We start from the raw sequence: 24,726 nt of genomic DNA, 5'->3' as shown, positions 1-24,726 counted from the left end.
CCAGGCGAGGACGAATGAAAACGTTTCATTGCGACAACTGCGGTCAATTGGTGTTTTTCGAGAACGTGCGCTGCGAGCGTTGCGGCTCGCCGCTCGGCTATCTGCCCGAGATCGGCGAGGTGGGGGCGTTCGAGGTGGACGCCGCGTCGGGCAACTGGCGCAGCCTGCACCGCGACGCCAGGGACAAGCTGTACCGCCCGTGCCAGAACTATTCGGCCGAGGACGTGTGCAACTGGATGGTGCCGGCCGAATCCGACGCGGCGTTCTGCCCGTCGTGCGCGCTGACCGAAACCATCCCCGATCTGTCGAATCCGGCGAACCGGCCGCTCTGGTATCGCACCGAGGTCGCCAAGCGGCGCCTGATCTATACGTTGACGATGCTCGGGCTGCCGATCGAATCGCGGCAGTCGCGGCCGGGCGGCATGAGCTTCGCGTTCAAGGCGGCCACCGAGACCGAGCCGGTCATGACGGGGCACGCCAACGGCCTCGTCACGCTCAATCTGGCCGAGGCCGACGACGCCGAGCGCGAACGCGTGCGCGCCCAGATGCACGAGCCGTACCGCACGCTGGTGGGGCACTTCCGGCACGAGATCGGCCATTACTATTTCGACCGGCTGGTGGCGGGCAGGCACTGGATCGAGCCGTTCCGCGAGCGTTTCGGCGACGAGCGCGCCGATTACCAGGCCGCGCTCGACGCGCATTACCAGAACGGCGCGCCGCCGGGCTGGGAAGACAGCTACGTCAGCGAATACGCGACGATGCACCCGTGGGAAGACTGGGCCGAGACCTGGGCGCATTACCTGCATATCGTCGATACGCTCGATACGGCCAATGCCTGCGGGCTGGTGCTCGATCCCGACGACGAGAGCCTGCCGCGCCTCGACGACCAGACTTCCGTCGACGAAGCGTCGTTCGGCAACCTGATGCGGCGCTGGTTCCCGCTGACCTATGCGCTGAACAGCCTGAATCGCAGCATGGGCGTGCCCGACGCGTATCCGTTCGCGTTGTCGCCGGCGGTCGTTGCGAAGCTGCGCTTCGTTCATCACGTCATCGCGGCGGCGCGCGATGCCGCGCCGGACGATGGCGGCGGTGCGCGGGCGGCAGGCAGCGAGGAGGCGACGGACGAGAGGGCGGCCGCTCCCAGGGACGAGACGAAGCCGGGCGACGGGGCCGCCGCTTGAGTCGCGCTGGCGTCGCCGCTCAGGCGTCGGCGGCCGGCAGGGCGGCGTAGCGCTCGATCAATGCGTCCAGATTGGCGTGGGCGCGCGACGTCAGCGGCGCGAATTCGGTGGAGAGGAACAGCGGCGCTTGTGCCCGCAATTGTTCGAGCGCATGGCGGCGCCCGTTGCGGAATGCCGCCGATGGCGCATCGGGCGCCTGGCCCCATTCGCGCGCGATGTCACGGTCGTAGGTTTTGAGCCGCTCGGGCGGCGCGGCGAGGATCGCGAGGTCGGCGTCGAGGAACAGGGCCGCGGCGTGCCGGCGGTCCGGATCGGCTTGCCAGGCGTCCGGCAGCCGGTGCGCCTGGGTGGCGATCACCAGTTCGTGCGCGAAGCCGATGGCCGGTGCATGCTCGCGGAGCCAGACGGGCGCGCAGTGCGCCGCCGTGATCTCGTCGAGCCAGCGCGCGCTGCGTGGTTCGTTCTCGACATGGTCGGGCAGCGTGGTGGCGTAGACCACGTCGTGCGCCCACACCGCCAGCTCGATCGCCTTCCAGTGCGGTACGCCCCGATACGGGGCGAGATGCGCGAACAGCTCGGCCAGATGCGCGAGCGTGTGATAAAAGCGCTGCGGCTCCCGATAGGCCCGCTCGATGTGCGGCCAGACGGCCGGCGTGCCGAAACAGGCATCGCAGCCGTCGCGCAGCGCGTCGAGCGTGGCGGAATCGGGCGCACGCATCGCGGCCGGCGCGTCAGGACTCGTCGGCGGAACCGGCTGCGCCGCGTGGACGGCGCGCACGGGGGGCGCGAGCCCGCTTGGCGGCGGTTTTGCGGGCCGGGGCGGCCGCTTCGTCGCCGAGCAGATCGGCGGCCGGCGCGGCGGTGGCCGAAGCCGGTTCGGCCGCTTCAACGGCCGCTTCAGTTGCCGGCGCGGCGACGGTTTTCTTGGCCGCCGCCTTGCGGGTGCGGGCTGGCGTCTTTTTCGCCTTGCCGGTTGCTGTCTTGGCGGCCGGCGCGGCATCGGCCTCGGCTTCCGCCTCGGCCCGCTCGGCGGGCGCCGGAGCCATTGCTGCCTCGGTTTCGCCCGCGAAACGGCTCACCGGTTCATCGAACGCAGCGGGCGTGCTGTCCACCACGGCCGGCACCGGCGCCACGGCGGCGTGCTCTCCGCCATGGGCATCCTCGATCAGCGGCATCTGCTCGGGCTTGCGCGAACCGCGGCCCCGGCCTTGCCTGGCTTCGTCGCGCGGCTTGCCGTGGCGGCGTTCGCCGTCGTGCTGCTGGGCGTCGCGGCGGTTTTCGTGGCGCGGCTTCGGTTCGCCGTGACGGGTTTCCGCCGGCGCGGCGGCGGCCTGATTGGCTGGCACGGCCGGTTCCGCATCGCCGCGTCGCTCGTCGCGTTGCGCGGCGTGATCCTTCGCGTGCTTGTTGCCGCGCTGTTCCTTGCGGCGTCCCGCGCCATGCTTCGGCGCCTCGGCGGCGGGCGTGTCGGCCGTGATGGCCGTAGTGGCCTCCTCGCCGGCCTTCGACGTCTCGACGTCGAACACCGGATCGGCGGCGCCCGCCTGCGACGGACGCGACACATAGGTGCCCGACTTCTCGTCGCGGCCCACTTCGAGCAGCCCGTGTGCCTGTGCTTCCTCGAGCAGGTTGCCGAACGCGCGGAAGCCGTAGTACGTCTCGTTGAAGCCCGGCTTGCGGCGCTTGATCGCGCTTTTCAGCACCGACGCCCAGATCTTGCCGCTGTCGCTGCGCTCCGAGGCCAGCGCGTCGAAGGTCTCGACGGCGATCGTGATCGCTTCGAGCTTGCGCGCATCGGCATCCGGCTTGCGCTGCTTGTCGTCGGCCGCGCGCTTGCCGCTGTCGGCCGCGGCGCGCGAATCGAGCTTGGCCTGCGCGCGTTGCAGCTCGCGGGCGAGATCGTCGTAGAAGATGAATTCGTCGCAGTTCGCGACCAGCAGGTCCGAGGTCGAGTTCTTCACGCCCACGCCGATCACGCGCTTGGCGTTCTCGCGCAGCTTGGAGACGAGCGGCGAGAAATCGGAGTCGCCGCTGATGATCACGAACGTGTCGACGTGCGATTTCGTGTAGCAGAGGTCGAGCGCATCGACCACCAGCCGGATGTCGGCCGAGTTCTTGCCCGATTGCCGAACGTGCGGGATCTCGATCAATTCGAAGGAGGCTTCGTGCATTGCCCCTTTGAAGGTTTTGTAGCGATCCCAGTCGCAATAGGCCTTCTTGACGACGATGCTGCCCTTGAGCAGCAGCTTTTCGAGCACCGGCTTGATGTCGAATTTTTCGAACTTCGTATCGCGCACACCGAGCGCGATATTTTCGAAGTCGCAAAAGAGCGCCATGTTGACGCTGTCCTGAGGCAAGGCCATGTGTTCTCCAACCGAAGGCTCGCCATGGCGGCGAGCGCTGAAAGTGCGGACATGATAGCGGCTCTGCGTGACGCCGACGGAATTTGCCGAATGCGCGGCGCGGGGGGCGGCCCGCTCAGGCGCGCGGATCGCGCAGCCTGCGGATCGCCTGCCACGCGCAACCGGCCGAGGTCGCGGCCAGGCCGGCGAACGTCACCAGCACGCCGAGCGTGAAGCCGGAGGGCATCTCGCCGCTGTCGGGCGAATCGGGATGGGCGATGGCGAGCGCCACCGAGCCGGCGACGATCAGCGCGAGGCAGGCCACCCAATACAGCCGCCCGCGCTTGGCGTGCCAGGCCTGCCAGCCGGCCCAGATCAGACCGAACAACCAGAGCAGGGCGAGCACGCCGAGCGCCAGCAGATCGGTGAAGGACGAGACGGGAAAGGTGGCGGGCATGACGGTGAAACGCGGAAGCAAGGGCGGCGAAGCGCCGGAATCGTGACTCTATCGGGCGGGCGGGGGCCAACGCAAGCAAGGTGCGTTTCGGCTTGACGCGCCGCAGACGACGATAGACGGCTGCAAGCCGGCGCGCGCCTGTCTAGAATCGAGCTTTTCGCTGCCGGAACCCACCACACCATGACGATCACACCCGCCACGCCCGCCGCCCTCGACGCCGATGCGCTCGCCGGCCGGCTCGACGCCGTATTCGAGCGCGCGCTGCGCGAGCGCCGCGTGGTGGGCGCGGTGGCCGTCGTCGCGCAACACGGCGCGGTGCGGTACCGCCGCGCGCACGGCCTGGCCGATCGCGAGGCGCAGCGCCCGATGCGCGAGGACACGCTGTTCCGGCTCGCCTCGGTCAGCAAGCCGATCGTCGCGCTCGCGGTGCTGCGGCTCGTCGCGGGCGGCGAACTGGCGCTCAATGCGCCCGTCACGCGCTGGCTGCCCGAGTTCCGGCCGAAGCTGGCCGACGGCACCGAGCCGACCATCACGCTCCATCACCTGCTTACGCATACGTCCGGCCTCGGCTACTGGCTGCTCGAAGGCCCCGGCTCGGTGTACGACCGGCTCGGCATTTCCGACGGCATCGATCTGCGCGATTTCGATCTCGCCGAAAACCTGCGCCGGCTTGCGTTGGCGCCGCTCGCCTTTGCGCCCGGCAGCGCCTGGCAGTATTCGCTGGCGATCGACGTGCTCGGCGCGGTGGTCGAGCGCGCGACCGGGTTGCCTCTCGAACGGGCGGTCGCGGCCCTGGTCGGCGAGCCGCTTTGCCTGCGCGATTGCGGCTTCGTGTCGAACGCGCCGGAGCGTTTCGCGACGCCTTACCACGACGGCGCACCCGAGCCGGTGCGGATGACCGACAACCTCGACGTGCCGCTGCCCGAAGGCCACGGTGCGGTGGTGCGCTTCGCGCCGTCGCGGGTGTTCACGCCCGGCGCCTATCCCTCGGGCGGCGCTGGCATGTACGGTTCGGCCGACGACGTGCTGCGCGCGCTGGAGGCGATCCGCGCCGGCGACGGCTTCCTGCCCGACGCGCTGGCCGAGGCGGCGCGCACCGATCAGGCCGGCGAGGCGTCCGAATCGCGTGGGCCGGGCTGGGGCTTCGGCTACCTGAGCGCGGTGCTGCTCGATCCGGCGGCGGCCGGCTCGCCGCAGGGCGCGGGCACCTTGCAGTGGGGCGGCGTGTACGGCCATTCGTGGTTCGTCGACCGTGCCGCCGGACTGACGGTGCTGCTGCTGACCAATACGGCGTACGAAGGGATGTCGGGGCCGTTGACGATCGAATTGCGCGATGCCGTCTACGCGGGCTGAGCGGCAATCGGCGCGGCAATAAAAAAGCCGGGAGACGCGCTCGTCTCCCGGCTTTTCTTGATCCGATCCGAACTTACAGATCGAAAAACACCGTTTCCTGCTCGCCCTGCATGCGGATGTCGAAGCGATAGACCACCACGCCGTTCGCCTGCACCTCGCGGCGCGCCAGCAGCGTGTCGCGGCGCGCGGCCGACACGCTGCCGAGCACCGGGTCGGCCGCGTTGGCCGCCGTCTCGTCGTCGAAATAGATTCGCGTGAACGCATGCGTGAGCACGCCGCGCATCAACACCGCCACGTCGATGTGCGGCGCACCGGCATCGGTCGCGCCCGGCTTGACGGTGCGCACCACGAAGCGGTGCTGGGCGTCGGTGCCCGTGCCGATCCGCGAAAAGCCCGTGAAGCCGCTGGCCGCGATCTCGGCGCGCGACGCCGGATACTTGCCGGCCGCATCGACCTGCGTGAATTCGAGCATGGCGTCGAGGATCGTCTTGCCGTCGCCGTCGAACACCTGGCCGATCAGCACGATCTGCTCGCCGGCCGCGTGCGGTTCGGCGATATCGGTCGGGAACAGGCTCTTCATGTCGAAGTCGTACTGCTGCGGGCACAGGCCGTAGGCGAAGTACGGGCCGACCGTCTGCGAAGGGGATTGCTTCAGCGTCGTCATGATCAGCGCTCCATCGGGGTGGCGTCGCGGCCGCGCAGCACGATGTCGAACTCGTAGCCGAGCGCATAGCCTTCCTGGGTGACGTCGAGCGAGAAGCTCGAGACCAGACGCTCGCGCGCGTCTTCCGGCGTGCCTTGATAGATCGGGTCGTATTGCAGCAGCGGATCGCCGGGGAAGTACATCTGCGTGACGAGGCGCGAGCCGAAATAATCGCCGAACAGCGAGAAATGGATGTGGTTCGGGCGCCAGGCGTTCGGATGGTTGCCCCACGGATACGCGCCGGGCTTGATCGTCAGGAAGCGGTAGCGGCCCTGGTCGTCGGTCAGGCAGCGGCCCGCGCCGAGGAAGTTCGGGTCGAGCGGCGCGTCGTGCTGGTCGGCCTTGTGCACATAGCGGCCGGCGGCGTTCGCCTGCCATACCTCGACCAGCGTGTTGCGCACCGGCTTGCCGCCTTCGTCGAGCACGCGGCCCGTCACGACGATGCGCTCGCCGAGCGGCTCGCCGTTCTTCACGGCGTTGCGCGTCAGGTCGTGGTCGAGCGCGCCGAGGTCTTCCGCGCCATACACCGGCACGTACTGGTTGCGCAGCTTTTCCTTCAGCGGAATCAGCGGCCGCGTCGGGCCGCGCTTGACGGACGAACGGTACTCGGGGTGAACGTAGGCGGGATGCGACGGCCAGTCGCGCGGGCTGAGGATGGAGTCGTCCATCGCGGTGTCTCCTGTCTGTATTGATGAGGGCATGACGTCGAACTTTAACCAATCCGGAAAGTTATGCAAAATGACGTTTTTTCCCATCTCGTATAACCAACCGTTATGGTCAATCGTATCGCCGACGGCCGGGTCAAGTTCCGGCATCTGCAGTGCTTCCTGGCGGTCGCGCAGCTTGGCGGCGTGCAGAAGGCCGCCGAAAGCCTGTCGATCACACAGCCGGCGGTGTCCAAGACGATCGCCGAGCTGGAATCGATCCTTGGCGTGAAGCTGTTCGAGCGCGGCCGGCAGGGCGCGCAGCCCACCCGCGAGGGGCAGTTGTTCCTGCCCCATGCGAGCGCCAGCGTGATGGCGCTGCGCCAGGGCGTGGGCCTGCTGGCCGGGGAGAGCGGCGGCGTGGCGGCCACGCTGGAGATCGGCATGCTGCCGACCGTGGCGGCCTCGCTCGCGCCGGCCGTCATGAAGGCGCTGACGGCACGCATGCCGCGCATGATCGTGCGGATCGCCACCGACGCCAATGCGCGGCTGCTCGAACGCCTGAAATCGGGCGAGATCGAGTGCGCGGTCGGGCGGCTGTCGGAGCCGGAGCGGATGGTCGGCCTGTCGTTCGAGCAGTTGTACAACGAGCCGCTGGTGGCGCTGGTGCGCGCCGGCCATCCGCTCGCGAGCCACCCGGCGCCGGCCGGCGAGCTGGGCCGCTTCCCGGTGGTGGTGCCGCCGTACGGCACGCTGATCCGGCAGTCGGCCGAGCAGATGCTGGCGGCCTGCAACGCGCCGGCGCTCGATACGTTCGTGGAGGTGCTGTCGGTGTCGGTGGGCCGCGCGCTCGCGCTTGAAAACGATGCAGTGTGGTTCGTGCCGCGCTACGCGGCCGAATACGATCTGGCCGGCGGGACGCTGGTGCGGCTGCCGCTGCCGGCCGACGGCGCGGACGAGCTGGTCGGCCTGATCCTGCGCACCGACGCCCGGCCGTCGCCGGCCGCGCAGGCCCTGATCGACGCGGTGCGCAACGTGGCGCGCGACCGGTTCGCCGGTGCGGATGCCCGGCGCACGCCGGCACGGCGCCGGCGTGGTTCGGCGCCGCCTCGGGGGTAATGGCACCCCGGCCGGCTTCGCGGATGCGGCGCGATCTGCTCGCCAGCCTCGCTGCCGCGTGCCGGTTTCCTCAGTTTTCCAGCGCCGCGCCGGATGCCAGATCGATCCGATGCCGATTCAACAAGGCCATCAGCTCGGCCGGTGCGACATCGAGCGCGGCGGCGGCTGCCGCCACGTCGTCGCCGTGCCGCCGCAGCGCGGCGTCGAGCGCCTGGTGCTCGGCGGCTTCCAGCGTGCCGGCGAGCGTGGGCAACGGGTGTGACGCGTCGTCCCCGAGATCGAGATCGTCGGCCGACAGCACCGGATGCTCGGCCATCACCATCGCGCGGCGAATCCGGTTGATCAGCTCGCGCACGTTGCCGGGCCACGCGTAGCGGTACATTGCCTCGATCGCGCACGGCGAGAAGCCGCGGATTCGGCCGCCGCCGTCGGCGCTGAAGCGTTGCAGGATATGGCGCGCCAGCACCTCGATGTCGCTGCCGCGTGCGCGCAGCGGCGGTTCGTCGATGCGCAGCACGCACAGCCGATGAAACAGGTCCGCCCGGAAGCGCCCCTCGCGCATCGCCGCTTCCAGATCGACATGGGTGGCCGACAGCACGCGCACATCCACCGGCACCGATTCGCGGCCGCCGAGCCGCTCGATGCGGCCTTCCTGCAGGAAGCGCAGCAGGCTGGCCTGGCTTTCGTGCGGCATGTCGCCGATCTCGTCGAGGAACAAGGTGCCGCCCTGCGCGGCCTCGATCCGGCCGATCTTGCGCTGGGTCGCGCCGGTGAACGCGCCGCGCTCGTAGCCGAACAGCTCCGATTGCAGCAGCGCGGGCGGAATCGCGCCGCAGTTGATCGGCACGAACGGCGCGTTGCGGCGCGTCGAGCGTTCGTGGATCGCCAACGCGGTCAGCTCCTTGCCGGTGCCCGATTCGCCGGAGATGAACACCGTGGCATCGGTGTTGGCGACCTTGCGGATGGTGCGGAACAACTGCTGCATCGCCTCGCAGGTGCCGACCATCTCGTCGTCGCCGGCGTCCCGGGCTCGCGCGTCGGCGCCGGGCTCGCGCTCGGCGAGGCCGGCCATCGCGCAGGCCTGGCGCGCGAGCAGGTCGAGCGTGGCGGGCGGCGCGTCGTCGGCAACGAAGCTGCTGCAATACTGACGCACCAGCCGGCGCACCTCGGGCTCGTCGAAGCGCGCGGCATCGGCCAGCGCGACCCAGCCGGTGGCGGGGCGGCGCAGCGCGGCATCGAACGCGGCGAGCTCGGCCGTCGAGAAGCCGCGCAGGTCGAGCAGGCCGGCTTGCGGTTCGACCGCGGCCGGCTTGCGCGCGAATTCGAGCGGCGAGGCGAAGCGCGCGACGCGCCAGCCGTGCTGCGACAGGAACGCGGCCAGCACCGCGTCGGGCTGGCGGGCGAGATAGACGAGCGTGCGCGGGGCGGCCGGCGCGGCAGCGTCGGACAGGGTGTCGGCGGCACGGCGGCGACGCGAGAAATCGGCGGCGATGACGGCGGGCGGGACGCGGGATTCTTGCACGATGGGCTCCGTCGCGGCGATCAGAACGTGTACGGGAAACGCACGCCGACCACGAAGTTCGGCGCGTCCGGCGTCAGGCCGACGGCGACCGACGCATTCATCGTCAGGTGCTTGTTGAAGACGTGATTGAGGCCGAAGCTCAGGGTCGACGCGGTGGTCTGGCTGCCCGGCACCTTCTGCCAGACGTCGCCGGGGGCCTTGGTCTTGGTCTCCGGCTCGAACGCCAGCGTGTAGGCGATGCTGGCCGAATCGCGTTCCGAGAAGGCCAGCGCCACGCCGCCGCCGATCTGCACGATGTCGCCGAGCTTGACCTTGGCCGGCTGCGTCTGGCCGACCACCGACGAGATGTCGCCGAACGAGCGCGCCACGTTGTAGGTGTACGACAGGCTGCCGAACAGCACGATCGGGTCGTAGGTCTTCAGCACCGACATGCCGGCCGTGATGCTCCAGAAGCCGGTGCCGGTGGGCAGCGTGTCGGGCGCGACGAGGTTGGTGTTGTTCGGATCGATCTGGCGCAGCTTGATGCCGAACGGCGAGGCGCCGGACGGCGTTTTCACGCGCAGGCTGCCGACCACGTCGGGCAGGTTCTGGGTTTCCTTCAGGAACTGGTAGTAGATCCCGAAGTTGACGTCGCCGAGCGCGTGCGAGGTGCCGCTCGCATCCGACAGCGAGCTGGACGCGCCGCCCGCGCCGCCGACGATGAAGTTGCTGGTGCGGTACACATACGGCACGTCCACATCCACGTTGATGCGGCTGGTCAGGCCGTAGCGGATGTCGACGTCGCTCGTCAACTGGTGCGATTTGGTCTGGCCGAGGTTCAGGTTGCCGAGGAAGATCGCGTCGAGCGCGAGGAACCCGGAGAGCTGCAACTGGCGGCGATCGTAGTAGGTGTCGCTGATGCCCCAGTCGATCGTCAGCTTGTGATCGAACAGCGGGGCGTGCTCGCGTTGCACCACGGCGTTTTCGGCTTCGGTGCGGGTGGGTTCGGCCGCGCGGTTCTCGGTGCCGATCGTGCCGGTGGTGGCCGCAGCGTTCGCGCCGCTGCGGGTGCCGGTGCCCGCCGAGCCCGACACGGGCGGCGAGACCGGCACGCCGGTGGCCGTGCCGGTGCCGTCGCCGGGCGCGGGCGAGAGCGGGGTGTATTGCGCGAGCACGGTGGCGCCGCCGTTGCCCCCATTCGCGGCTTCGGCCGGCGGGTCGGACAGCCCGCGCCCGCGTTGCTGCATCTCCAGGTCGACCACATGGCGTTCGAGCGACTGGATCTTGCGTTGCTGCGCATCGACGAGCTGCATGAGCGCGTTGAGCCGGTCCTCGACCGACTGGTTGGCGAGCGCCTGGGCCTGGGCGCTGCTGGCGATCGCCAGCAGCAGCACGGCAGCGGGAATGGCCGCGAGCGGATGGCGCGGTGAGAAATCGATCTGCATGGTCTAACCCCCGGTGTTATTCGAAACGTGACATTCGGTTTCGCGCCGCTCGCCGGGCAACCCGCCCGGCGGCAAAGGAACGGCGCGTTCTGCTGCCGTATCGGCGTCCCGTCGCGTGCAAGGCGCGGGCGCCGTGGTTATGGGGCTGCGGTGTGCGGACCGCGCGTCATCTCCTTGCGGCGAAGCCGGCTTGCAGCGCCTGCAGGATGCCGGCCTGGCGCAACGCGCCGCCCGACATCTGTTGCGTGCGCAACTGAAGCTGGAGCTGGTTGGAGACGAGCTGCTGGTTGCCGGCCACCTGCAGCAACTGGGCGACGGCGCCGGCCCGCGCGGCGGCGGGCGCGATGATCTGGCTCGCGACGCCGGCCGGCGTGTTCAGCGCGAGCATCACGCCGTTCGCGCCGAACCCGATGCTGGCGCGGATCGTGCCGTCGGCGCTGGCCGCCGAGGCGCTCGGCGAGCCGCTCGCGCCCGGCAGCATGGTGGACGCCGTGCCGAGATTCGGGCCGAAGTCGATCGTCATCGCGTTGCTGCCGGTGTTGCCGTTGCCGGCCACTTGCGTGACCTGCGACACGCCGTTGACGCGAATCGTCTGGCCGCCCGACGCGACGGCATTCGGATCGGTGCCGTTGGCGCGCGACGGGTCGCCCGCCACCACGGCGGCGGCCGTCTGCACCTGGGCCGACAACTGGTTGGCGCCGTTGGCGACGACGTTCAGCGATCCCTGAGCGATCGCGAGCGCGCCATTCGGCAATTGCCATTGCGAGAGCAGGTTGACGACGAAGCCGGACACCATCGTCGCATCGGCGAACTTGCCGGTTTGACGGGCCAGCACGTCGTCGTCCACTGCAACGATCGGCAGCGCGGCCGGGGCCAGCGCGTCGCCCGCGAACGGCATCTGCATGCCGGCGGGCGAGGCGGCCGAGGCGGCGCTGCCGGTGAGCGCGCAGGCGGCCGCACAAGCCGCGCCGCGCAGGAATGAGAGTGAGCGATTCATGATGGGTCAGAACAGGTCTGCCTTGATCAAGCCGTACTCGACGAACGGGATCGCGGCGGAGCCGGTGGTGAGCGCCTGTTCGCGCAACCGGAGCGCCAGCGAGTCGTTGTGCTGCAGCAGCGGGGAATCCTCCATGAACGGTTTGCCCACAACCGCGAACACCAGGCCGTTCCAGGTCTTGGCGAAATCCTGTTCGAGCAGGATGCGGTTGCCGAGCGCGGGATCGGCGATGAAGACCCGGCCGTCGGCGGCGCGCTTGACGATCACGAAGTGCTCGTAGCCTTCGATGTTCATCAGCACGATGACGGGGATCTGCAGGGTGTAGAGCGCATCGAGGCCGACCCGGAAGCCGCGCCCGCGCAGCCCGAGCGTTTCGACGAACTTCTTCATGTCGAGCATCGAGAAGCCGTGACGCACGACCACTTCGGGCGTGGAGAAGGCCATCATCCGCTGGATCATGTCGGCTTCGGGGATGTCGATGCCGTAGCCGTACTTGAGCAGCGTGGCGAGGGCGGCCGAGCCGCAACTGAAGTCGAACTGCTGGCCGACGATGTCGCGATGGCGCAGGTCGTACATCGATTTCAATGTCTTGTGCACGGGCACGCCGGCGAACGGCAGGGCATCGATGCCCGAGGCCTGAGCGTTCGTGAACGGGCCGAAAGCCCAGCATGCGCAGAGGGCTGCGAGCCGGGCCGGCCAGTGAAGGCGTGTCGATGTCATGGGTGTCTCCCCCGGTACTGCCTTGTTGCCTTGTGTCTTGCTGTTGCGTCCCGCCATGCGTGTTCTCGGGCCTCGCGCGCCGCTGGTCCTGCGGTGCGCGAGGTCGCCGAAGCGGTCAATGGCCGCTGTTGAGCGCCGCGATCGCGAGGCCGTTGTGCTGCAGGTTGCCCGCGCCGCCGGCGATGTTCACGCCGATGTTGCCGGTTGCACCCGTGAGGGTGTTCGCGCCGAGCATCGCGGTGCCGACGAAGCGGCCGTTGATCTGCGCGCTGGCCACTTGCGTGTTGTCGTCCGTGGCGATCATCGCAACCGTGCGTGCGCGGCCGGCATCGACCGTTGTCGTCGAACCTGCCAGGCTGTTGTTCTGCACGTTGCCGATGCCCGAGGCGACGTTGACGCCGACGTTGCCCGACACGCCTGCCAGCGAACCGTCGCCGATCGACGCGTTCAGCACGAAGTTGTCGATGCGGGCGCGGCCCGACGACCCTTGGTTGCTGAAGATCTGCGCGTTGCCGAACACGTTGCCGACATCGACCGAGGCCAGCGACACGTCGTTGCTTTGCGCGTTGTCGATGCCCATCGCGATGTTGAGGCCGAGGTTGCCCTTGACGCCGGTGGCGGCATTGGTGCCGGTGGTGGCGGTGAGCGTGCCGGCGGTGCGGGTGTCGGTGACGGCGGTGACGCTGCCGGAGGTTTCGGTGCGCTGTGAGCTATAGGTGTTGTTGAAGCCCCAGATGTCCGAGCGGCCTGTCAGCGAATCCTGTTGCGTGGAAATCGAACCGCTTGCAGCCGATTGCGATTCGCTTTGCATGGAGGACGCGCCCCACGCGTTGCCGTATGACGAGCTTGTCCGCGAGGCGCTTGCATCAGCATGTTGATGCGAGGCGCTGGAAGCGTTGGCCGATGACGACGCGCCCCAGGCGGCGCCGGCGCCACCGACGATATAGCCGCTCTGGCTTTGCGAAGCGCTGCCGCCTGCCGTGAAGCTGAACAGGCCGGGCAGGAAGTAGCCGCCGATTTGAGCGCTCTGGCTGCTGCCCGAGGCGCCGGCTGCGCCGCCGACGATGAAGGCCGAGCCACCCGAGTTGCCCGATTGGTGCAGGCTGGACGACTGATTCGCGGTGGCGCTTTGTTGCAAGGATGCCGTGCTGTACGACCCGCCAGCCACCCAACCACTGCTGTCGCGAGACATCGATCGGGACGATTGCGCCGTGTACGACGCGTCGTGCGACGACGACTGGAATTGACCGTGATACGAAGAGCCCACGTTGCTTCTCGTGGCCGACACATTATCCACCGACGTCGTCACCGAGCCCGTCGTATAGCTCTGATACAGCGGCTCCAGCGACACGTGATTCAACGACACCGTCTGGTTGTTGTTGATCACCGCGCCGGCGCTGCTCGACACGCCGACGGCGCCGTACAGTCCGACAAAACCGAAGATGCCGACAGCCTCGGTGACCCCGGTAACGTTGTAGAGGAATGCGTCGGCCGCTTGGGCCGATCCGGCAACCGAGACGAGAACCGCGGCTGCAATGACAGTGCGTTTCATGATGCGCTCCGATACGGAAGTGGCTAGTTGATAAAAAGCGTGCCCGCCGGGGGACGGAGCACAAAACTGTTTGCCGTGGTGTTACCGGCGCCGGCTGTCTGGTTGACTTGCACGATTCCGCTGATATGCTTGAAAGCGTCGCCGCTAATCGACACCTCTCGCATTCCCCGGCCCCCCGCCGGTATTCCCAGGCCTCCGGCCTTCGAAGCCGTTTCGGACAGTTCGGTATCCGAAACGGCTTCGATCCCTGCGCCCAGCGTGCCGATGGCCATGCTGTTGCGCTGTAGATTCGCGCTGCCCGCGCTTTGATTCACCATCACCGCACCCGACAGATTCGACAACGCGCCGCCCTCGATGCGGGCCGCCGTGTCGCCGGTGCGCGCCACGCTGGTGGCCGCCTGCAGCGACGAAAGATTCGCGCCCGCCGCGGTGCCGATGCCGATCGCCAACTGGTTCGCTTGCGCATTGCCGGCACCCACCGTCTCGTTGATCTTGAGCACGCCGCTGATGTCGCGCGCCGCGTTGGCGCCGATCGTCGCGACGCCGGCCACCTGCGCCGTCGATTGCGCCTGAACGGAGGCCGCGGCAAGCAACGCGAGCGCCGGCAGCCAGCACGTCCGATGCGCAAATATCATTCGCATGACGAAACAATATTTCGATGCCGGTGCGTGACGGGGGCGGCGGCTCATTTGATGGCTCCCAGCGCCGTCACGAGCGGCGAGATCGCCCCGGTGATGGTGGTCGAGATCGTGCCGCCGATGGTCGCGATGCCCGAGGTCGGGATGCTCACGCCGCCTGCGCCGCGCCCGAGCGGGCCGGCTAAGTCGGCCGTCAGCACCTGGGTGACGGCCGCTACCGTCGCGCTGGTGTTGGCCACGTTGCCGCTGGCGATGCCGAGCGAGCCGCGCGCATTGGTCAGATCGAGGTCGGACGCCAGCGTGCCCATCATCGGATTGAACGTGTTGGCCGGGAACGTGGTGGCGCGCACGCGCACCGGGTCCTGGTCGACCGGCACCGGGCGATACGCGATGCGTGGCGTCACGTCGCGCAGCACGATCAGGTCGCCGGGGTTCTGCGGCGCCTGTTGCGCGTGGGCCGTGCTCGCGGCGCCGACGATCGCGCCGGCGGCGCCAAGCGCGGCGAGCGGAGCGACGAACGGAAAACAGAGCGGATTCATGTCGGCATCCTTGGCGTATCGGATTTCAACTGCGGGGTTTCAACTGCGGAGTTTCAACGGCGCGTCAGGCTGAGGCTGTTGCCCTGCATCGGGCGCGGCGCATCGGCCGGGACCGGCAGTGGCGACGGCAGGGCCGGCGGCGCGAGCTCGTCCCACAGGGTGACGCCGTTGCGCGCGGCAGCCAGTTGCATCGGCGAGGCCGACACCATCATCGTCATGCCGGCGGCACGACCGCGCTGGGCGGCCAGCGTCGTTTCGTCGAGCGACACGTCGCGCGGGCCGGCCAGCGGCAGCTCCGTCGCGGCGAACTCGATCGCCGCCACCGCCGGCAGCACCTGGGCGTGCACGGCGGGCAGGCTCGCCGCGGCGATCAACGCGGCGGCAACATTCAGGCAGAGGTGGCGGGGCAGGTTCGACATCGCAGGTCTCCGGTGTGCAAGACATACAGCGAGGAGCGTGCCAACGTCGCAAAAGGCACGCCCCTGCTCGATTGTCTTGCGCGCACCAGGCCCCGCAGGCTGTAAGGAGAACGAAAACGTATCAGCCTTGAAACACGGCCTCGTTCACGGCCGACAAGCTTCGCGTGAACGACGTGGAATCGCGGTTCGCATGGCCCGGGAAATACCCTGAGCGATGCCGCATGCCGAGCGTGGCGAACCGCACGGAACGCAAGCGCTGGCGGGCCGGACGCGGATCGGCCGTGAGGCGGCCATCGAGCGGCACCGGTCCGGGCCGGTGTCGCGCGAACGTATCAGGCCGGAACCACTGTTAAGAAACGATGCGCAGGAGCTGGCCTGGGCGCGCGAATCGACGTATCGGGCGCGTGCCGTGTAGCGAACGCGAGACGACACGGCGCGGCGGCGCGCACGGCGAAAGCAAGAAACGGGAGAACGGTGAAGGACCGTGAACGGCGGCCGGCTCGTGATCGAACGAGCCGGCCGCGTCAACCGGCGATCAGGAAGGGCGCAGTGTCGCCTTGTGCGGCATGGTCTTGATGACGGCCCGTTGCTCGGGCGGCATCGCCGGCGGCTTGGCGGGCACCGAGAAGCCGAACGTGTTCCAGCCGTCGTCGCAGTTCACGAACACCGCGCCGCCGTGCATGTCGGCGACGGCCTTGACGATCGACAACCCCAGCCCGTGATTCTCGTTGCTGTTGGTGCGGGCTTCCTCGAGCCGGTAGAAGCGCTCGAACATATGCGCGCGCTTGGTCGGATCGAGCGAAGCGCCGGGGTTGGCGACGGCGATCTCGACCTGCTCGCCGGTCGCGCGGATCGTCACGCGGATCGCATCGCCGGGCCGCGAGTGCTGGATCGCATTGATCAGCAGATTGGTCATGGCGCGGCCGAACAGCGAGGTGTCGACGCTCGCGCGCGCATCGCCCGACAGCTCGGCGCGCAGTTGCGCGTCTTCCAGCGAGAACTCGAGGAAGTCGAGCATGCGCGCCACCTCGTTCGCCAGCGACACGTCGCTGAGGTTGGTCGCGCGCTCGCCGCGATCGCTGCGCGACAGGAACAGCATGTCGTTGACGATCACGCGCAGCCGCTCGAATTCCTCGAGGTTCGATTGCAGCGTCTGCTGCATGCGCTCGACCGTGCGCTCGCGCGAGGTCAGCGCCACCTGGGTCTGGCCGATCAGGATGCTGACCGGCGTGCGCAGCTCGTGCGCGACGTCGGCGTTGAACGATTCGAGCCGGTCGTAGGCCAGCTCGATCCGCTCCAGCGCGCCGTTGAACGAACTGGCCAGCTCGTGCAGCTCGCTCGGCAGCGCGTCGGTCTGCAGCCGTTGCTTGCGGTTCGCAGGGCTCAACGCCGCCGCTTCCTTCGACAGTTGCGCGAGCGGCTCCAGCCCGAAGCGGGTGACGGCGCGGCTCAACAGCAGCGACACCACGGTGGCCGCGCCGATCAGCGCCGCCAGCGTCAGCGCGATGAAGCGCAGCATCTTCTGGGTGCGGTCGCAGGCGGTGGCCACGATCAGCGTCAGTTCGGGGTGCGTGCCGTTCGCCGCGATCGTGGTGGTGCGCGTCATCACGTTGTAGCTGCTGCCCTCCACATGCTTCAGGTCGAACTGGCCCACCGGCACGTCCACCGGCGTGCCTTCCACCGGCTTGCCGAGCGTGTAGGCGGGATCGGGGCTGGTGACGATATAGCGCGTCGAGCCGTCGAGCGGCTGCAGGTCGGTCAGTTTTTCCTGGGTGATGTGCCAGCGCGCCGGGGTGCTCGCGTGCGAGAGGATCATCTCGGCCACCTTGGCGCGGGTTTCCAGCGTCGCGCGCAGTTCGGCGAACAGTTGCCGTTCCATCATCGCGAACAGGCCGATGCCCACTAGCGAGAACACCAGCAACGAGGTGATGGCGAACATCACCGACAGACGCATCGAGATCGAGCGTTTCATGGCGGCCCTCAGCGACGCAGGTCGGCTTCCGGCTCGTCGCGCACTTCGAGCACGTAGCCCATCCCGCGGATGGTATGCAGCAGCTTGTCGGAATACGGGCCGTCCAGCTTGGCGCGCAGGCGCTTGATGGCGGTTTCCACCACGTTCGCGTTGCTGTCGAAATTGACGTCCCACACGAGTTCCGTGATGGTCGTCTTCGATAGCACCTCGCCGCGCCGGCGCGCCAGCACGCCGAGCAACTGGAATTCCTGCGCGGTCAGGTCGAGGCGGATGCCGTTGCGCGAGGCGCGGCGGCTGATCAGGTCCACCCGCAGGTCGCCGATCGAGATCAGCGTCGATTCCTGCACGCGCGCGCGGCGCGTCAGCGCGCGCAGGCGTTCGATCAGTTCGAGGAACGAGAACGGCTTGGTCAGGTAGTCGTCGGCACCGCCGCGCAGGCCGCGCACGCGGTCGTCCACGCGGTCGCGCGCGGTCAGCATGATGACCGGCGTGTCCTTCTGCGCACGCAGCGCGCGCAGCACGCCGAAGCCGTCGATCTTCGGCAGCATGACATCGAGCACCACCACGTCGTAGTCGTATTCGACCGCTTTCCAGGCGCCGTCCTCGCCGTCGATGGCGATATCCACCACCCAGCCTTCTTCCGACAGCCCGCTTTTCAGGTAATCGACGACCTTCGGTTCGTCTTCGACGATCAATACTTTCATTCGGATTTCCCGTTGGCTGGCTCGGAGGCGGACCAGCCGCCGCCGAGCGCTTTTGCGAGATATACCACCAGCGCGGCCCGTTGACCACGAATCTGCACCTCCTGGCGCTCGCTGGTGAGCAACTGCTGTTGCGCGCTGATCACGTCGATGTAGGCGGTCAGGCCGCCGGCATAGCGGTCGCGCGCGAGCGAGACGAGCTGGCGCGAATCGTCCACGCCGGCGCGCGCGCGGCGGCTGGCCTCGTCGAGCGTCGACAGGCCGGTCACGGCGTTCTGCACTTCCTGGAACGCGGTCAGCACGGTTTGCCGGTAATTGGCCTGCGCGGCCGCGTAGCCGGCCTGCGCGTAATCCACGCCGGCCTTGAGCCGGCCGCCCGAGAAGATCGGCTGCGACACCGACGCCCCCACCGACCAGACCAGCGACGGCACCGAGAACAGGCTGGCGAAGCGGGTGGCTTCCCAGCCGATGTCGGGCGACAGCGTCAGGCGCGGAAAGTACGCGGCGCGCGCCACGCCGATCTGCGCGTTGGCGGCGGCCATCGCACGCTCGGCCGACGCCACGTCGGGCCGGCGCTGCAACACCTCGCTCGGCAGGCCGGGCGGCAGCGCGGGCGCGTTCAGCGGCTGCACGCGCGGCGCGATCGAGAACGACGGTGCGGGCGTGCCGGTCAGCGTGGCGATCGCGTGCTCGTATTGTTGCCGCGTGTTGCGCAGCAGTTGCGCCTGGGTTTTCGTCGCGTCGAGCTGGGCGCGCTGCTGGAGCAGATCGAGCCCCGATACCGCGCCCAGTTCGTGCTGCGCGCTGACGAAATCGAGCGCCTTCTGCTGCAGCGCCACCGAGCGGCTCAGGACGTCGATCTCGGCATCGGTTTCGCGCAGCGACAGGTAGGCGGTCGCGAGATCGGCCGTCAGCACGAGGCGGGCATTGGCGAGATCGTCGGCGGATTGCTCGGCGCCGGCCTGCGCGGCCTCCACGGTGCGGCGGATGCGGCCGAACAGGTCGAGTTCGTAGCTGGCCGCGGCGCCGAACTGCGTGTCGTTCTGGACCGTCGAGTGGTTGGTCTGCGCGTAGTTGGTCAGGGGGCGGTCGGCCGAGATCCGCGAACGGCTCGCACCGGTGTTCAGGCCGATCGCCGGCAGTTGCGCGGCCGAGGTCGAGGCCAGCGTGGCGCGGGCCTGCGCGTAGTGCGCGGCGGCGGCGGCCAGCGTCTGGTTGGCGGCCAGCGCCTGCGTTTCGAGCTGGTTCAGCAGCGAATCGTCGAACACGGTCCACCAGTCGGGCGTGAGCGCCGCGTGGGACGGGCGGGCGCGTTGCCAGTAGGTGTCGTCGGCCGGCGTTTGCCAGGTGTCGGGCGTGTCGACGGCCGGGCGATGGTAATCGGGGCCGACCGTGCAGGCGGCCAGCCACAGGGGGGACGTGGCGGCGAGGGTGGTCAGGGCGGCGCGGCGGGCGAGGGGGGCTGAAAACCGTTGGCGCTTGTGCGGCGACGGCGGCGGCGAATCGCCATCCAGCGCGCGCGCCGATGCGACGCGCGCGAGCCGGGCCGAAGTGCGAAGCACGGCGTTCACGCTCCGGCCCCTGAAGCAGTCGCAGCATTCGAAGCGCCCGAAACGTTCGAAGCACCGGAAGCACCCGCCGTCTTGCCGCTCGCGGCCACCGTCCCCTTCACCACCACCAAGTCGCCGTTCGCCAGCGAATCGCTCGGATTCAGCACGATCCGATCGCCCGCCTCGATGCCTTCGTCGAGTTCGAGCGACTTGCCGAGCGTGCGGGCGATCCGCACCGGCCGCAGCGTGACCCGGCCGTTGGCGTCCACCACCGCCAGCGTCGGCCCTTCGGCGCGGAACAGCAGCGTGTTGGCGGGCACCGTCAGCGTGCCGACCGCCGCCATCGGCAGCGTCGCCTTCACGTAGGCGCCCGGCAGCAGGCGGCCGTCCTGGTTCGGCAGCGTGATCTCGATCTGCAGCGTGCGGGTGGCCACGTCGATGGCGCGCGCGGTGTGCGTGACGGTGCCGTCGAAGGTCTGGCCCGGCAGCTCCGTTTGCGTGACGGCCACGTGCTGGCCGATCCTGATCTGCTGCGCGTAGGTTTGCGGCACGCGCACGTAGAGCCGCAGCCGGTCCGCCTGCGTGACCATGAACAGCGCGCGCCCGGTGCCGCCGTTGCCCGCGTTGATCAGGTCGCCCACGTCGATGTTGCGCTGCGTGACCACTCCGTCCACCGGCGCGACGATCTTCTGGAAGCCCTTCAGCTCGGTCAGGCGGCGCACGTTCGCCTCGGCCGCGGCCAGGTTCGCGACGGCCTGGTTGAACGCGCCCTGGCGGTCGTCGAGTTCCTGCTGCGAGACGGCGTCGCGCTGGCGCAGTTGCTGCGCGCGATCGAACGAGGTGCGGGCCAGCGCCTGCGACGATTGCACCTGCTGGCGCTGCGCCACCGCCTGCGCGAATTCCTGGTCGACTTCGGGCGTGTCGAGTTCGGCCAGCACCTGACCGGCCTTCACGTGCGTGCCGATATCCACGTCCCAGCGCGCCACGTAGCCGCTCGCGCGTGCGTAGATCGGCGCTTCCACATAGCCGCGCAGCGAGCCCGGCAGCGCCAGTCGCGTGTCGCCGGTCGCCGGGCTCGGCGTGACCACCATGACGTACTGGCGCGCGTTCTGTTCGGCCAGCTTGTCGAGCTTGCCGTGATTGAAGTAATCGGCCACCAGCGTGCGCGCCGCCAGCACGGCCAGCACCACGCCGGTCACGATCAGCGCGACCTTCGTGCGCCGGCGCACGGCGGTGCGGGCGGGCAGGTCCAGCCCCGATTCCTCGACGTGCAGCCCGACGGCGCTATGACGTTTCTCTTCCATGAGTTCAACCGGTCTAAAACGAATCCAGGGGTCAGGACGCTTCGGCGCGATGCGCGCGCCGTTTCGCCAGGCGATGATGCACGCCCGCGAACACCAGCGGGACGAAAAACAGCGTCGAAACGGTGGCGAACAGCAGCCCGCCGATCACGGCGCGGCCGAGCGGGGCGTTCTGCTCCGCGCCTTCGCCCAGCCCGAGCGCCATCGGGATCATGCCGATGATCATCGCCAGCGCGGTCATCATGACCGGGCGGATCCGCGTCGCGCCCGCCTCGAGCGCGGCCGACAGCGCCGGCACGCCGGCATCGAGCCGCTGCCGTGCGAACGACACCACCAGGATCGAGTTCGCGGTGGCCACGCCCACCGTCATGATCGCGCCGGTCAGCGCCGGCACGCTCAGGTGGGTGCCCGTCACGAACAGCATCCAGGCGATGCCCGCCAGCGCCGCCGGCATCGCGCTGATGATGATCAGCGGGTCGATCCACGACTGGAAGTTCACGACGATCAGCAGATACACCAGCACGATCGCCATCGCCACGCCCGCGCCGAGCCCGAAATACGAGCTGCGCATGGTGTCCACCTGGCCGCGCAGCGTGATGGTGGTGCCGCGCGGCAGCGTCTTGCGGGCCTCGCTGACGATCCCGTCGATGTCGGACGCCACCCCGCCGAGGTCGCGCCCGTCCACGCTGACGTACAGGTCCGTCACCGGCCGGATGTTGTAGTGCGTGACCACCGCCGGATCGACGCCGCGCTTCAACTCGGCCAGGTTGGCCAGCAACTGGTACGGCGTGCCGGGCGCACCCGAGGCCGCGATCGGCGTACTGAGCAGGTCGCCGACCGAGTGGATCTGGTATTGCGGCGTCTGGATCGTCAGCGGGTATTGCACGCCGGTTTGCGGATTGACCCAGAACGTCGGCGTGGTCTGCGAGGTGCCGGCCAGCGAGATCAGCATGTTCTGCGCGACGTTCTGCGCCGACAGGTTCAACTCCTGCATCCGCGTGCGATCCATGTAGGCCGTCAGCGTCGGCTCGTCGATGCGCTGCAGGATGTGCGCGTCCACCGCGCCCGGCACGGTGCGCACGCGCTTGAGCAGGCGGCTCGCGATCGCCATGTTCGAGCTGGCGTCGTTGCCCTGCAATTGCACGTCGATCGCGGCCGGCTGGCCGAAGTTGAGGATCTGCGTGACGATGTCCGACGGCTGGAAGAAGAACTCCACGCCCGGGAAGCGCTCGGGCAGCACGCGGCGCAGCGTCTCGACATAGCCGTTCGCCGGCGGGTGGCCTTCCTTCAGGGCGATCATGATCTCGCCGTCGAGCGTGCCGATCGTGCCGGCGTTGCTGTACGACAGGTTGATGCCGCTCGACGGCAGGCCGAGGTTGTCGACGATGGTTTCGAGCTGGTCGGCCGGCACCACCTCGCGCACCACCTTCTCGACCTGATCGGCCAGCCGCGCGGTTTCCTCGATGCGGATGCCCGTTTGCGCGCGCATGTGCAGGCGGATGTTGCCGGCGTCCACGCTCGGGAAGAAATCGCGGCCCAGCACGAAGATCAGTCCCGTGGACAGCACGCAGAAGCCGAGGAACGCGATGGCGGCCGCGCGGCGGCGCACGATCAGCATGCCGAGCAGCACGATATAGCCGGCGCGCAGGCGCTCGAACGCGCGGTCGAAGCCGTGATGGATGCGCGCGAAACGCGACGGGCGGCGGCCCGGCGCATGCGTCGCGTCGGCGGCCGTGGCGTTGGCTCCGTTGGCGCCATCGGCGCCGTGCGCGGCCGGCGCATGGGCCGCGTCGCGCCGGAACAGCAGCATCGCCATGGTCGGCACCAGCGTGCGCGACAGCACGTAGGAGGCCAGCATCGCGAACACCACCGCCTCGGCCAGCGGCACGAACAGGTAGCGCGCCACGCCGGTCAGGAAGAACATCGGCACGAACACGATGCAGATGCACAGCGTGGAGACCAGCGCCGGCACCGCGATCTCGCCCGCGCCGTCGAGGATTGCCTGGCGCAGCCCGGTGCCGAGGTGCAGGTGGCGCTCGATGTTCTCGATCGTCACGGTCGCGTCGTCCACCAGAATCCCGACCGCGAGCGCCAGCCCGCCGAGCGTCATGATGTTGATGGTCTGGCCCAGCGCGGCCAGCGCCAGGATCGACGTGAAGATCGACAGCGGGATCGAGATCGCGATGATCAGCGTGCTGCGCCAGTTGCCGAGGAACAGCAGGATCATCATCGCCGTCAGCAGCGCCGCGATCAGCGCCTCGTGGATCACCCCCTGCACCGCCGCCTTCACGAACACCGACTGATCGAACAGCGAACTGATCTTCAGGTCGGCCGGCAGCGTGGCCTCGACGCTCGGCAGCAGCGTCTTCAGCGCGTTCACCACCTGCAGCGTGGACGCATCGCCCGTCTTCATGATCGACACCAGCACGCCGCGCTGGCCGTCCTTGCGCACGATGTTGGTTTGCGGCGAGAAGCCGTCGCGCACGTGCGCCACGTCCGCCAGGTAGATGGTCGCGCCGTTCTGGGTGCGCACCGGCAGGCGGTTCAGCTCGGCCACCGAGTCGGGCGAGGCGTTGGTGCCGACGCGATATTCGGTCGGCCCGATCTTGGCCGTGCCGGTGGGCAGGATCAGGTTCTGCACTCCCACCGCATTGACGATGTCGGACGGCGTCAGGCCCTTGGCCATCAGCGCCTGCATGTCGAGGTCGACCGAGATCACGCGGGTGCGCCCGCCGTACGGATAGGGGATCTGCACGCCGCGCACCGTGATCAGTTGCGGGCGCAGGAAGTTCAGCGCGATGTCGGCCAGCGATTCCTCGCTCAGCGACGAGCTCGACAGCCCCAGTTGCAGCACCGGAATGCTCGACGCCGAATAGCTGATCACGAGCGGCGGCGTGGCGCCGGGCGGCATCTGCCGCACGATCGACTGAGCCGACGAGACCGTCTGTGCGATCGCAGTCTGGGTATTCGCACCCGGTTGCAGGAACACCTTGACGATGGCGATGCCGGGCAGCGTCTGCGATTCGATGTGCTCGATATTGCTGACGGTGGTGGTCAGCGTGCGCTCATGGACCGAGGTGATGCGCTCGGCCATGTCGCGCGCCGAGAAGCCGCTGTAATTCCAGATCACGCTGATGACCGGGATATCGATCGAGGGCAGCACGTCGGTGGGCGTCCTGACCAGCGCCAGCGGCGTCGCGAGCAGGATCATGATGGCCATCACGATGAACGTGTACGGGCGGCGCAGCGCGAGATTGACGATCCACATGGAGGCAGGCGGGGGGCGGCTCGGAGGGTGGGGTGTAAGGTCGGGACTGGATGATAGTCAGGTGGCCGGGGCGCTTTCCTGACGCCAGGATGGCTGAATTGTCAGGAAGCGGCGGGCGCGATCGGCGGGCGGCCAGGCCGCGCGGGGCCGTGGGGCAGGCGGGTGGCGGCTGGGCGGGTGGTGGCGGTCATGGGGTCAGGGTTAGCGATCTCAGGGATAACGTGGGTTGGTCTGGCGCGAGCCTGTCGTTTCCATGACGGACGCCCCACAATGCGCCGAGTAGCCTGACACATTTCGAAACCGGCCGATATCGCCGATAACGAG

At 68.8% G+C, this 24,726-nt stretch carries 21 protein-coding genes; 3 read left to right on the top strand and 18 right to left on the bottom strand.

The genetic code is table 11. The features are described 5' to 3' along the window. Positions 1–14: 14 nt before the first annotated feature. Positions 15–1,181 carry a putative zinc-binding metallopeptidase gene (locus tag AB4850_RS08010; RefSeq protein ID WP_414439288.1) on the top strand — a complete coding sequence of 389 codons (1,167 nt, stop codon included), beginning with the start codon at positions 15–17 and terminating at the stop codon, positions 1,179–1,181. A gap of 19 nt (positions 1,182–1,200) precedes the next feature. Here the strand turns inward: AB4850_RS08010 and AB4850_RS08005 are convergent, their stop codons facing one another. The 3 genes from AB4850_RS08005 to AB4850_RS07995 form a co-directional block, all read right to left on the bottom strand. Beyond that, a complete protein-coding gene (locus tag AB4850_RS08005; RefSeq protein ID WP_414439287.1) occupies positions 1,201–1,899 on the bottom strand; it encodes a hypothetical protein in 699 nt (232 codons plus the stop codon). Positions 1,900–1,912: 13 nt separating this feature from the next. Continuing rightward, positions 1,913–3,544 (bottom strand): NYN domain-containing protein, encoded by a 1,632-nt coding sequence (locus AB4850_RS08000; protein WP_414439286.1) that lies wholly within the window; start codon positions 3,542–3,544, stop codon positions 1,913–1,915. A 115-nt stretch (positions 3,545–3,659) separates the two neighbouring features. Continuing rightward, positions 3,660–3,980, bottom strand: coding sequence for a hypothetical protein (locus tag AB4850_RS07995; protein WP_414439285.1), 321 nt, complete (start codon positions 3,978–3,980; stop codon positions 3,660–3,662). Positions 3,981–4,160: 180 nt separating this feature from the next. Between AB4850_RS07995 and AB4850_RS07990 the strand changes: the two genes are divergently transcribed. Beyond that, the gene (locus AB4850_RS07990) at positions 4,161–5,333 is read left to right on the top strand and encodes a serine hydrolase domain-containing protein (RefSeq protein WP_414439284.1); all 1,173 of its coding nucleotides are present in this window, start codon (positions 4,161–4,163) and stop codon (positions 5,331–5,333) included. Between the two features lie 73 nt (positions 5,334–5,406). Here AB4850_RS07990 and pcaG read toward each other — a convergent pair whose 3' ends face one another. Then, positions 5,407–5,997, bottom strand: coding sequence for a protocatechuate 3,4-dioxygenase subunit alpha (gene pcaG, locus AB4850_RS07985; RefSeq protein WP_414439283.1), 591 nt, complete (start codon positions 5,995–5,997; stop codon positions 5,407–5,409). A 2-nt stretch (positions 5,998–5,999) separates the two neighbouring features. After that, positions 6,000–6,704 (bottom strand): protocatechuate 3,4-dioxygenase subunit beta, encoded by a 705-nt coding sequence (pcaH, locus tag AB4850_RS07980; protein WP_414439282.1) that lies wholly within the window; start codon positions 6,702–6,704, stop codon positions 6,000–6,002. A gap of 105 nt (positions 6,705–6,809) precedes the next feature. On the opposite strand from pcaH, the gene pcaQ reads away from it, so the two are divergent. Continuing rightward, positions 6,810–7,799 (top strand): pca operon transcription factor PcaQ, encoded by a 990-nt coding sequence (pcaQ, locus tag AB4850_RS07975; RefSeq protein WP_414439281.1) that lies wholly within the window; start codon positions 6,810–6,812, stop codon positions 7,797–7,799. Between the two features lie 70 nt (positions 7,800–7,869). Here pcaQ and AB4850_RS07970 read toward each other — a convergent pair whose 3' ends face one another. From AB4850_RS07970 to AB4850_RS07910, 13 genes are all read right to left on the bottom strand, one after another. Continuing rightward, positions 7,870–9,249, bottom strand: coding sequence for a sigma 54-interacting transcriptional regulator (locus AB4850_RS07970; protein ID WP_414441985.1), 1,380 nt, complete (start codon positions 9,247–9,249; stop codon positions 7,870–7,872). A gap of 92 nt (positions 9,250–9,341) precedes the next feature. Continuing rightward, complete coding sequence (locus AB4850_RS07965; RefSeq protein WP_414439280.1) at positions 9,342–10,745, bottom strand: hypothetical protein; 1,404 nt, start codon at positions 10,743–10,745, stop codon at positions 9,342–9,344. Between the two features lie 166 nt (positions 10,746–10,911). Next, positions 10,912–11,742: a peptidase C39 gene (locus tag AB4850_RS07960; RefSeq protein ID WP_414439279.1), complete on the bottom strand. Its 831-nt coding sequence runs from the start codon at positions 11,740–11,742 to the stop codon at positions 10,912–10,914. A 6-nt stretch (positions 11,743–11,748) separates the two neighbouring features. After that, positions 11,749–12,462, bottom strand: coding sequence for a C39 family peptidase (locus AB4850_RS07955; RefSeq protein WP_414439278.1), 714 nt, complete (start codon positions 12,460–12,462; stop codon positions 11,749–11,751). A 115-nt stretch (positions 12,463–12,577) separates the two neighbouring features. Next, positions 12,578–14,014 carry a cell wall anchor protein gene (locus AB4850_RS07950; protein ID WP_414439277.1) on the bottom strand — a complete coding sequence of 479 codons (1,437 nt, stop codon included), beginning with the start codon at positions 14,012–14,014 and terminating at the stop codon, positions 12,578–12,580. 23 nt (positions 14,015–14,037) lie between these two features. Further along, positions 14,038–14,703: a hypothetical protein gene (locus AB4850_RS07945; protein ID WP_414439276.1), complete on the bottom strand. Its 666-nt coding sequence runs from the start codon at positions 14,701–14,703 to the stop codon at positions 14,038–14,040. Continuing rightward, positions 14,700–15,191, bottom strand: coding sequence for a hypothetical protein (locus AB4850_RS07940; RefSeq protein WP_414439275.1), 492 nt, complete (start codon positions 15,189–15,191; stop codon positions 14,700–14,702). The genes AB4850_RS07945 and AB4850_RS07940 overlap by 4 nt, the downstream gene beginning before the upstream one ends. Before the next feature lie 53 nt (positions 15,192–15,244). Further along, the gene (locus AB4850_RS07935) at positions 15,245–15,610 is read right to left on the bottom strand and encodes a hypothetical protein (protein ID WP_414439274.1); all 366 of its coding nucleotides are present in this window, start codon (positions 15,608–15,610) and stop codon (positions 15,245–15,247) included. Positions 15,611–16,145: 535 nt separating this feature from the next. Then, a complete protein-coding gene (locus tag AB4850_RS07930) occupies positions 16,146–17,582 on the bottom strand; it encodes a heavy metal sensor histidine kinase (protein ID WP_414439273.1) in 1,437 nt (478 codons plus the stop codon). Positions 17,583–17,590: 8 nt separating this feature from the next. After that, positions 17,591–18,286: a heavy metal response regulator transcription factor gene (locus AB4850_RS07925; RefSeq protein WP_414439272.1), complete on the bottom strand. Its 696-nt coding sequence runs from the start codon at positions 18,284–18,286 to the stop codon at positions 17,591–17,593. Further along, positions 18,283–19,722, bottom strand: a complete 1,440-nt coding sequence (locus AB4850_RS07920; RefSeq protein ID WP_414441984.1) for an efflux transporter outer membrane subunit — start codon at positions 19,720–19,722, stop codon at positions 18,283–18,285. Before AB4850_RS07920 ends, AB4850_RS07925 begins: the two co-directional genes overlap by 4 nt. Before the next feature lie 128 nt (positions 19,723–19,850). Further along, positions 19,851–21,137, bottom strand: coding sequence for an efflux RND transporter periplasmic adaptor subunit (locus AB4850_RS07915; RefSeq protein ID WP_414439271.1), 1,287 nt, complete (start codon positions 21,135–21,137; stop codon positions 19,851–19,853). Positions 21,138–21,168: 31 nt separating this feature from the next. Further along, positions 21,169–24,402 (bottom strand): efflux RND transporter permease subunit, encoded by a 3,234-nt coding sequence (locus tag AB4850_RS07910; protein WP_414439270.1) that lies wholly within the window; start codon positions 24,400–24,402, stop codon positions 21,169–21,171. Positions 24,403–24,726: the final 324 nt, after the last annotated feature.

It is taken from the genome of Burkholderia sp. 22PA0106 (assembly GCF_047497155.1).
Lineage (GTDB): Bacteria > Pseudomonadota > Gammaproteobacteria > Burkholderiales > Burkholderiaceae > Burkholderia.
Note: the sequence above shows the minus strand (reverse complement) of the source record. Positions and strands in the feature narration are given on the sequence as shown.

What these genes read in the sequence shown, in the direction of transcription:
- AB4850_RS08010 (WP_414439288.1), top strand. Translation starts at nt 15, where the DNA reads ATGAAAACGTTTCATTGCGACAACTGCGGTCAATTGGTGTTTTTCGAG.
- AB4850_RS08005 (WP_414439287.1), bottom strand. Translation starts at nt 1,899, where the DNA reads ATGCGTGCGCCCGATTCCGCCACGCTCGACGCGCTGCGCGACGGCTGC.
- AB4850_RS08000 (WP_414439286.1), bottom strand. Translation starts at nt 3,544, where the DNA reads ATGGCCTTGCCTCAGGACAGCGTCAACATGGCGCTCTTTTGCGACTTC.
- AB4850_RS07995 (WP_414439285.1), bottom strand. Translation starts at nt 3,980, where the DNA reads ATGCCCGCCACCTTTCCCGTCTCGTCCTTCACCGATCTGCTGGCGCTC.
- AB4850_RS07990 (WP_414439284.1), top strand. Translation starts at nt 4,161, where the DNA reads ATGACGATCACACCCGCCACGCCCGCCGCCCTCGACGCCGATGCGCTC.
- pcaG (WP_414439283.1), bottom strand. Translation starts at nt 5,997, where the DNA reads ATGACGACGCTGAAGCAATCCCCTTCGCAGACGGTCGGCCCGTACTTC.
- pcaH (WP_414439282.1), bottom strand. Translation starts at nt 6,704, where the DNA reads ATGGACGACTCCATCCTCAGCCCGCGCGACTGGCCGTCGCATCCCGCC.
- pcaQ (WP_414439281.1), top strand. Translation starts at nt 6,810, where the DNA reads ATGGTCAATCGTATCGCCGACGGCCGGGTCAAGTTCCGGCATCTGCAG.
- AB4850_RS07965 (WP_414439280.1), bottom strand. Translation starts at nt 10,745, where the DNA reads ATGCAGATCGATTTCTCACCGCGCCATCCGCTCGCGGCCATTCCCGCT.
- AB4850_RS07960 (WP_414439279.1), bottom strand. Translation starts at nt 11,742, where the DNA reads ATGAATCGCTCACTCTCATTCCTGCGCGGCGCGGCTTGTGCGGCCGCC.
- AB4850_RS07955 (WP_414439278.1), bottom strand. Translation starts at nt 12,462, where the DNA reads ATGACATCGACACGCCTTCACTGGCCGGCCCGGCTCGCAGCCCTCTGC.
- AB4850_RS07950 (WP_414439277.1), bottom strand. Translation starts at nt 14,014, where the DNA reads ATGAAACGCACTGTCATTGCAGCCGCGGTTCTCGTCTCGGTTGCCGGA.
- AB4850_RS07945 (WP_414439276.1), bottom strand. Translation starts at nt 14,703, where the DNA reads ATGAGCCGCCGCCCCCGTCACGCACCGGCATCGAAATATTGTTTCGTC.
- AB4850_RS07940 (WP_414439275.1), bottom strand. Translation starts at nt 15,191, where the DNA reads ATGAATCCGCTCTGTTTTCCGTTCGTCGCTCCGCTCGCCGCGCTTGGC.
- AB4850_RS07935 (WP_414439274.1), bottom strand. Translation starts at nt 15,610, where the DNA reads ATGTCGAACCTGCCCCGCCACCTCTGCCTGAATGTTGCCGCCGCGTTG.
- AB4850_RS07930 (WP_414439273.1), bottom strand. Translation starts at nt 17,582, where the DNA reads ATGAAACGCTCGATCTCGATGCGTCTGTCGGTGATGTTCGCCATCACC.
- AB4850_RS07925 (WP_414439272.1), bottom strand. Translation starts at nt 18,286, where the DNA reads ATGAAAGTATTGATCGTCGAAGACGAACCGAAGGTCGTCGATTACCTG.
- AB4850_RS07915 (WP_414439271.1), bottom strand. Translation starts at nt 21,137, where the DNA reads ATGGAAGAGAAACGTCATAGCGCCGTCGGGCTGCACGTCGAGGAATCG.
- AB4850_RS07910 (WP_414439270.1), bottom strand. Translation starts at nt 24,402, where the DNA reads ATGTGGATCGTCAATCTCGCGCTGCGCCGCCCGTACACGTTCATCGTG.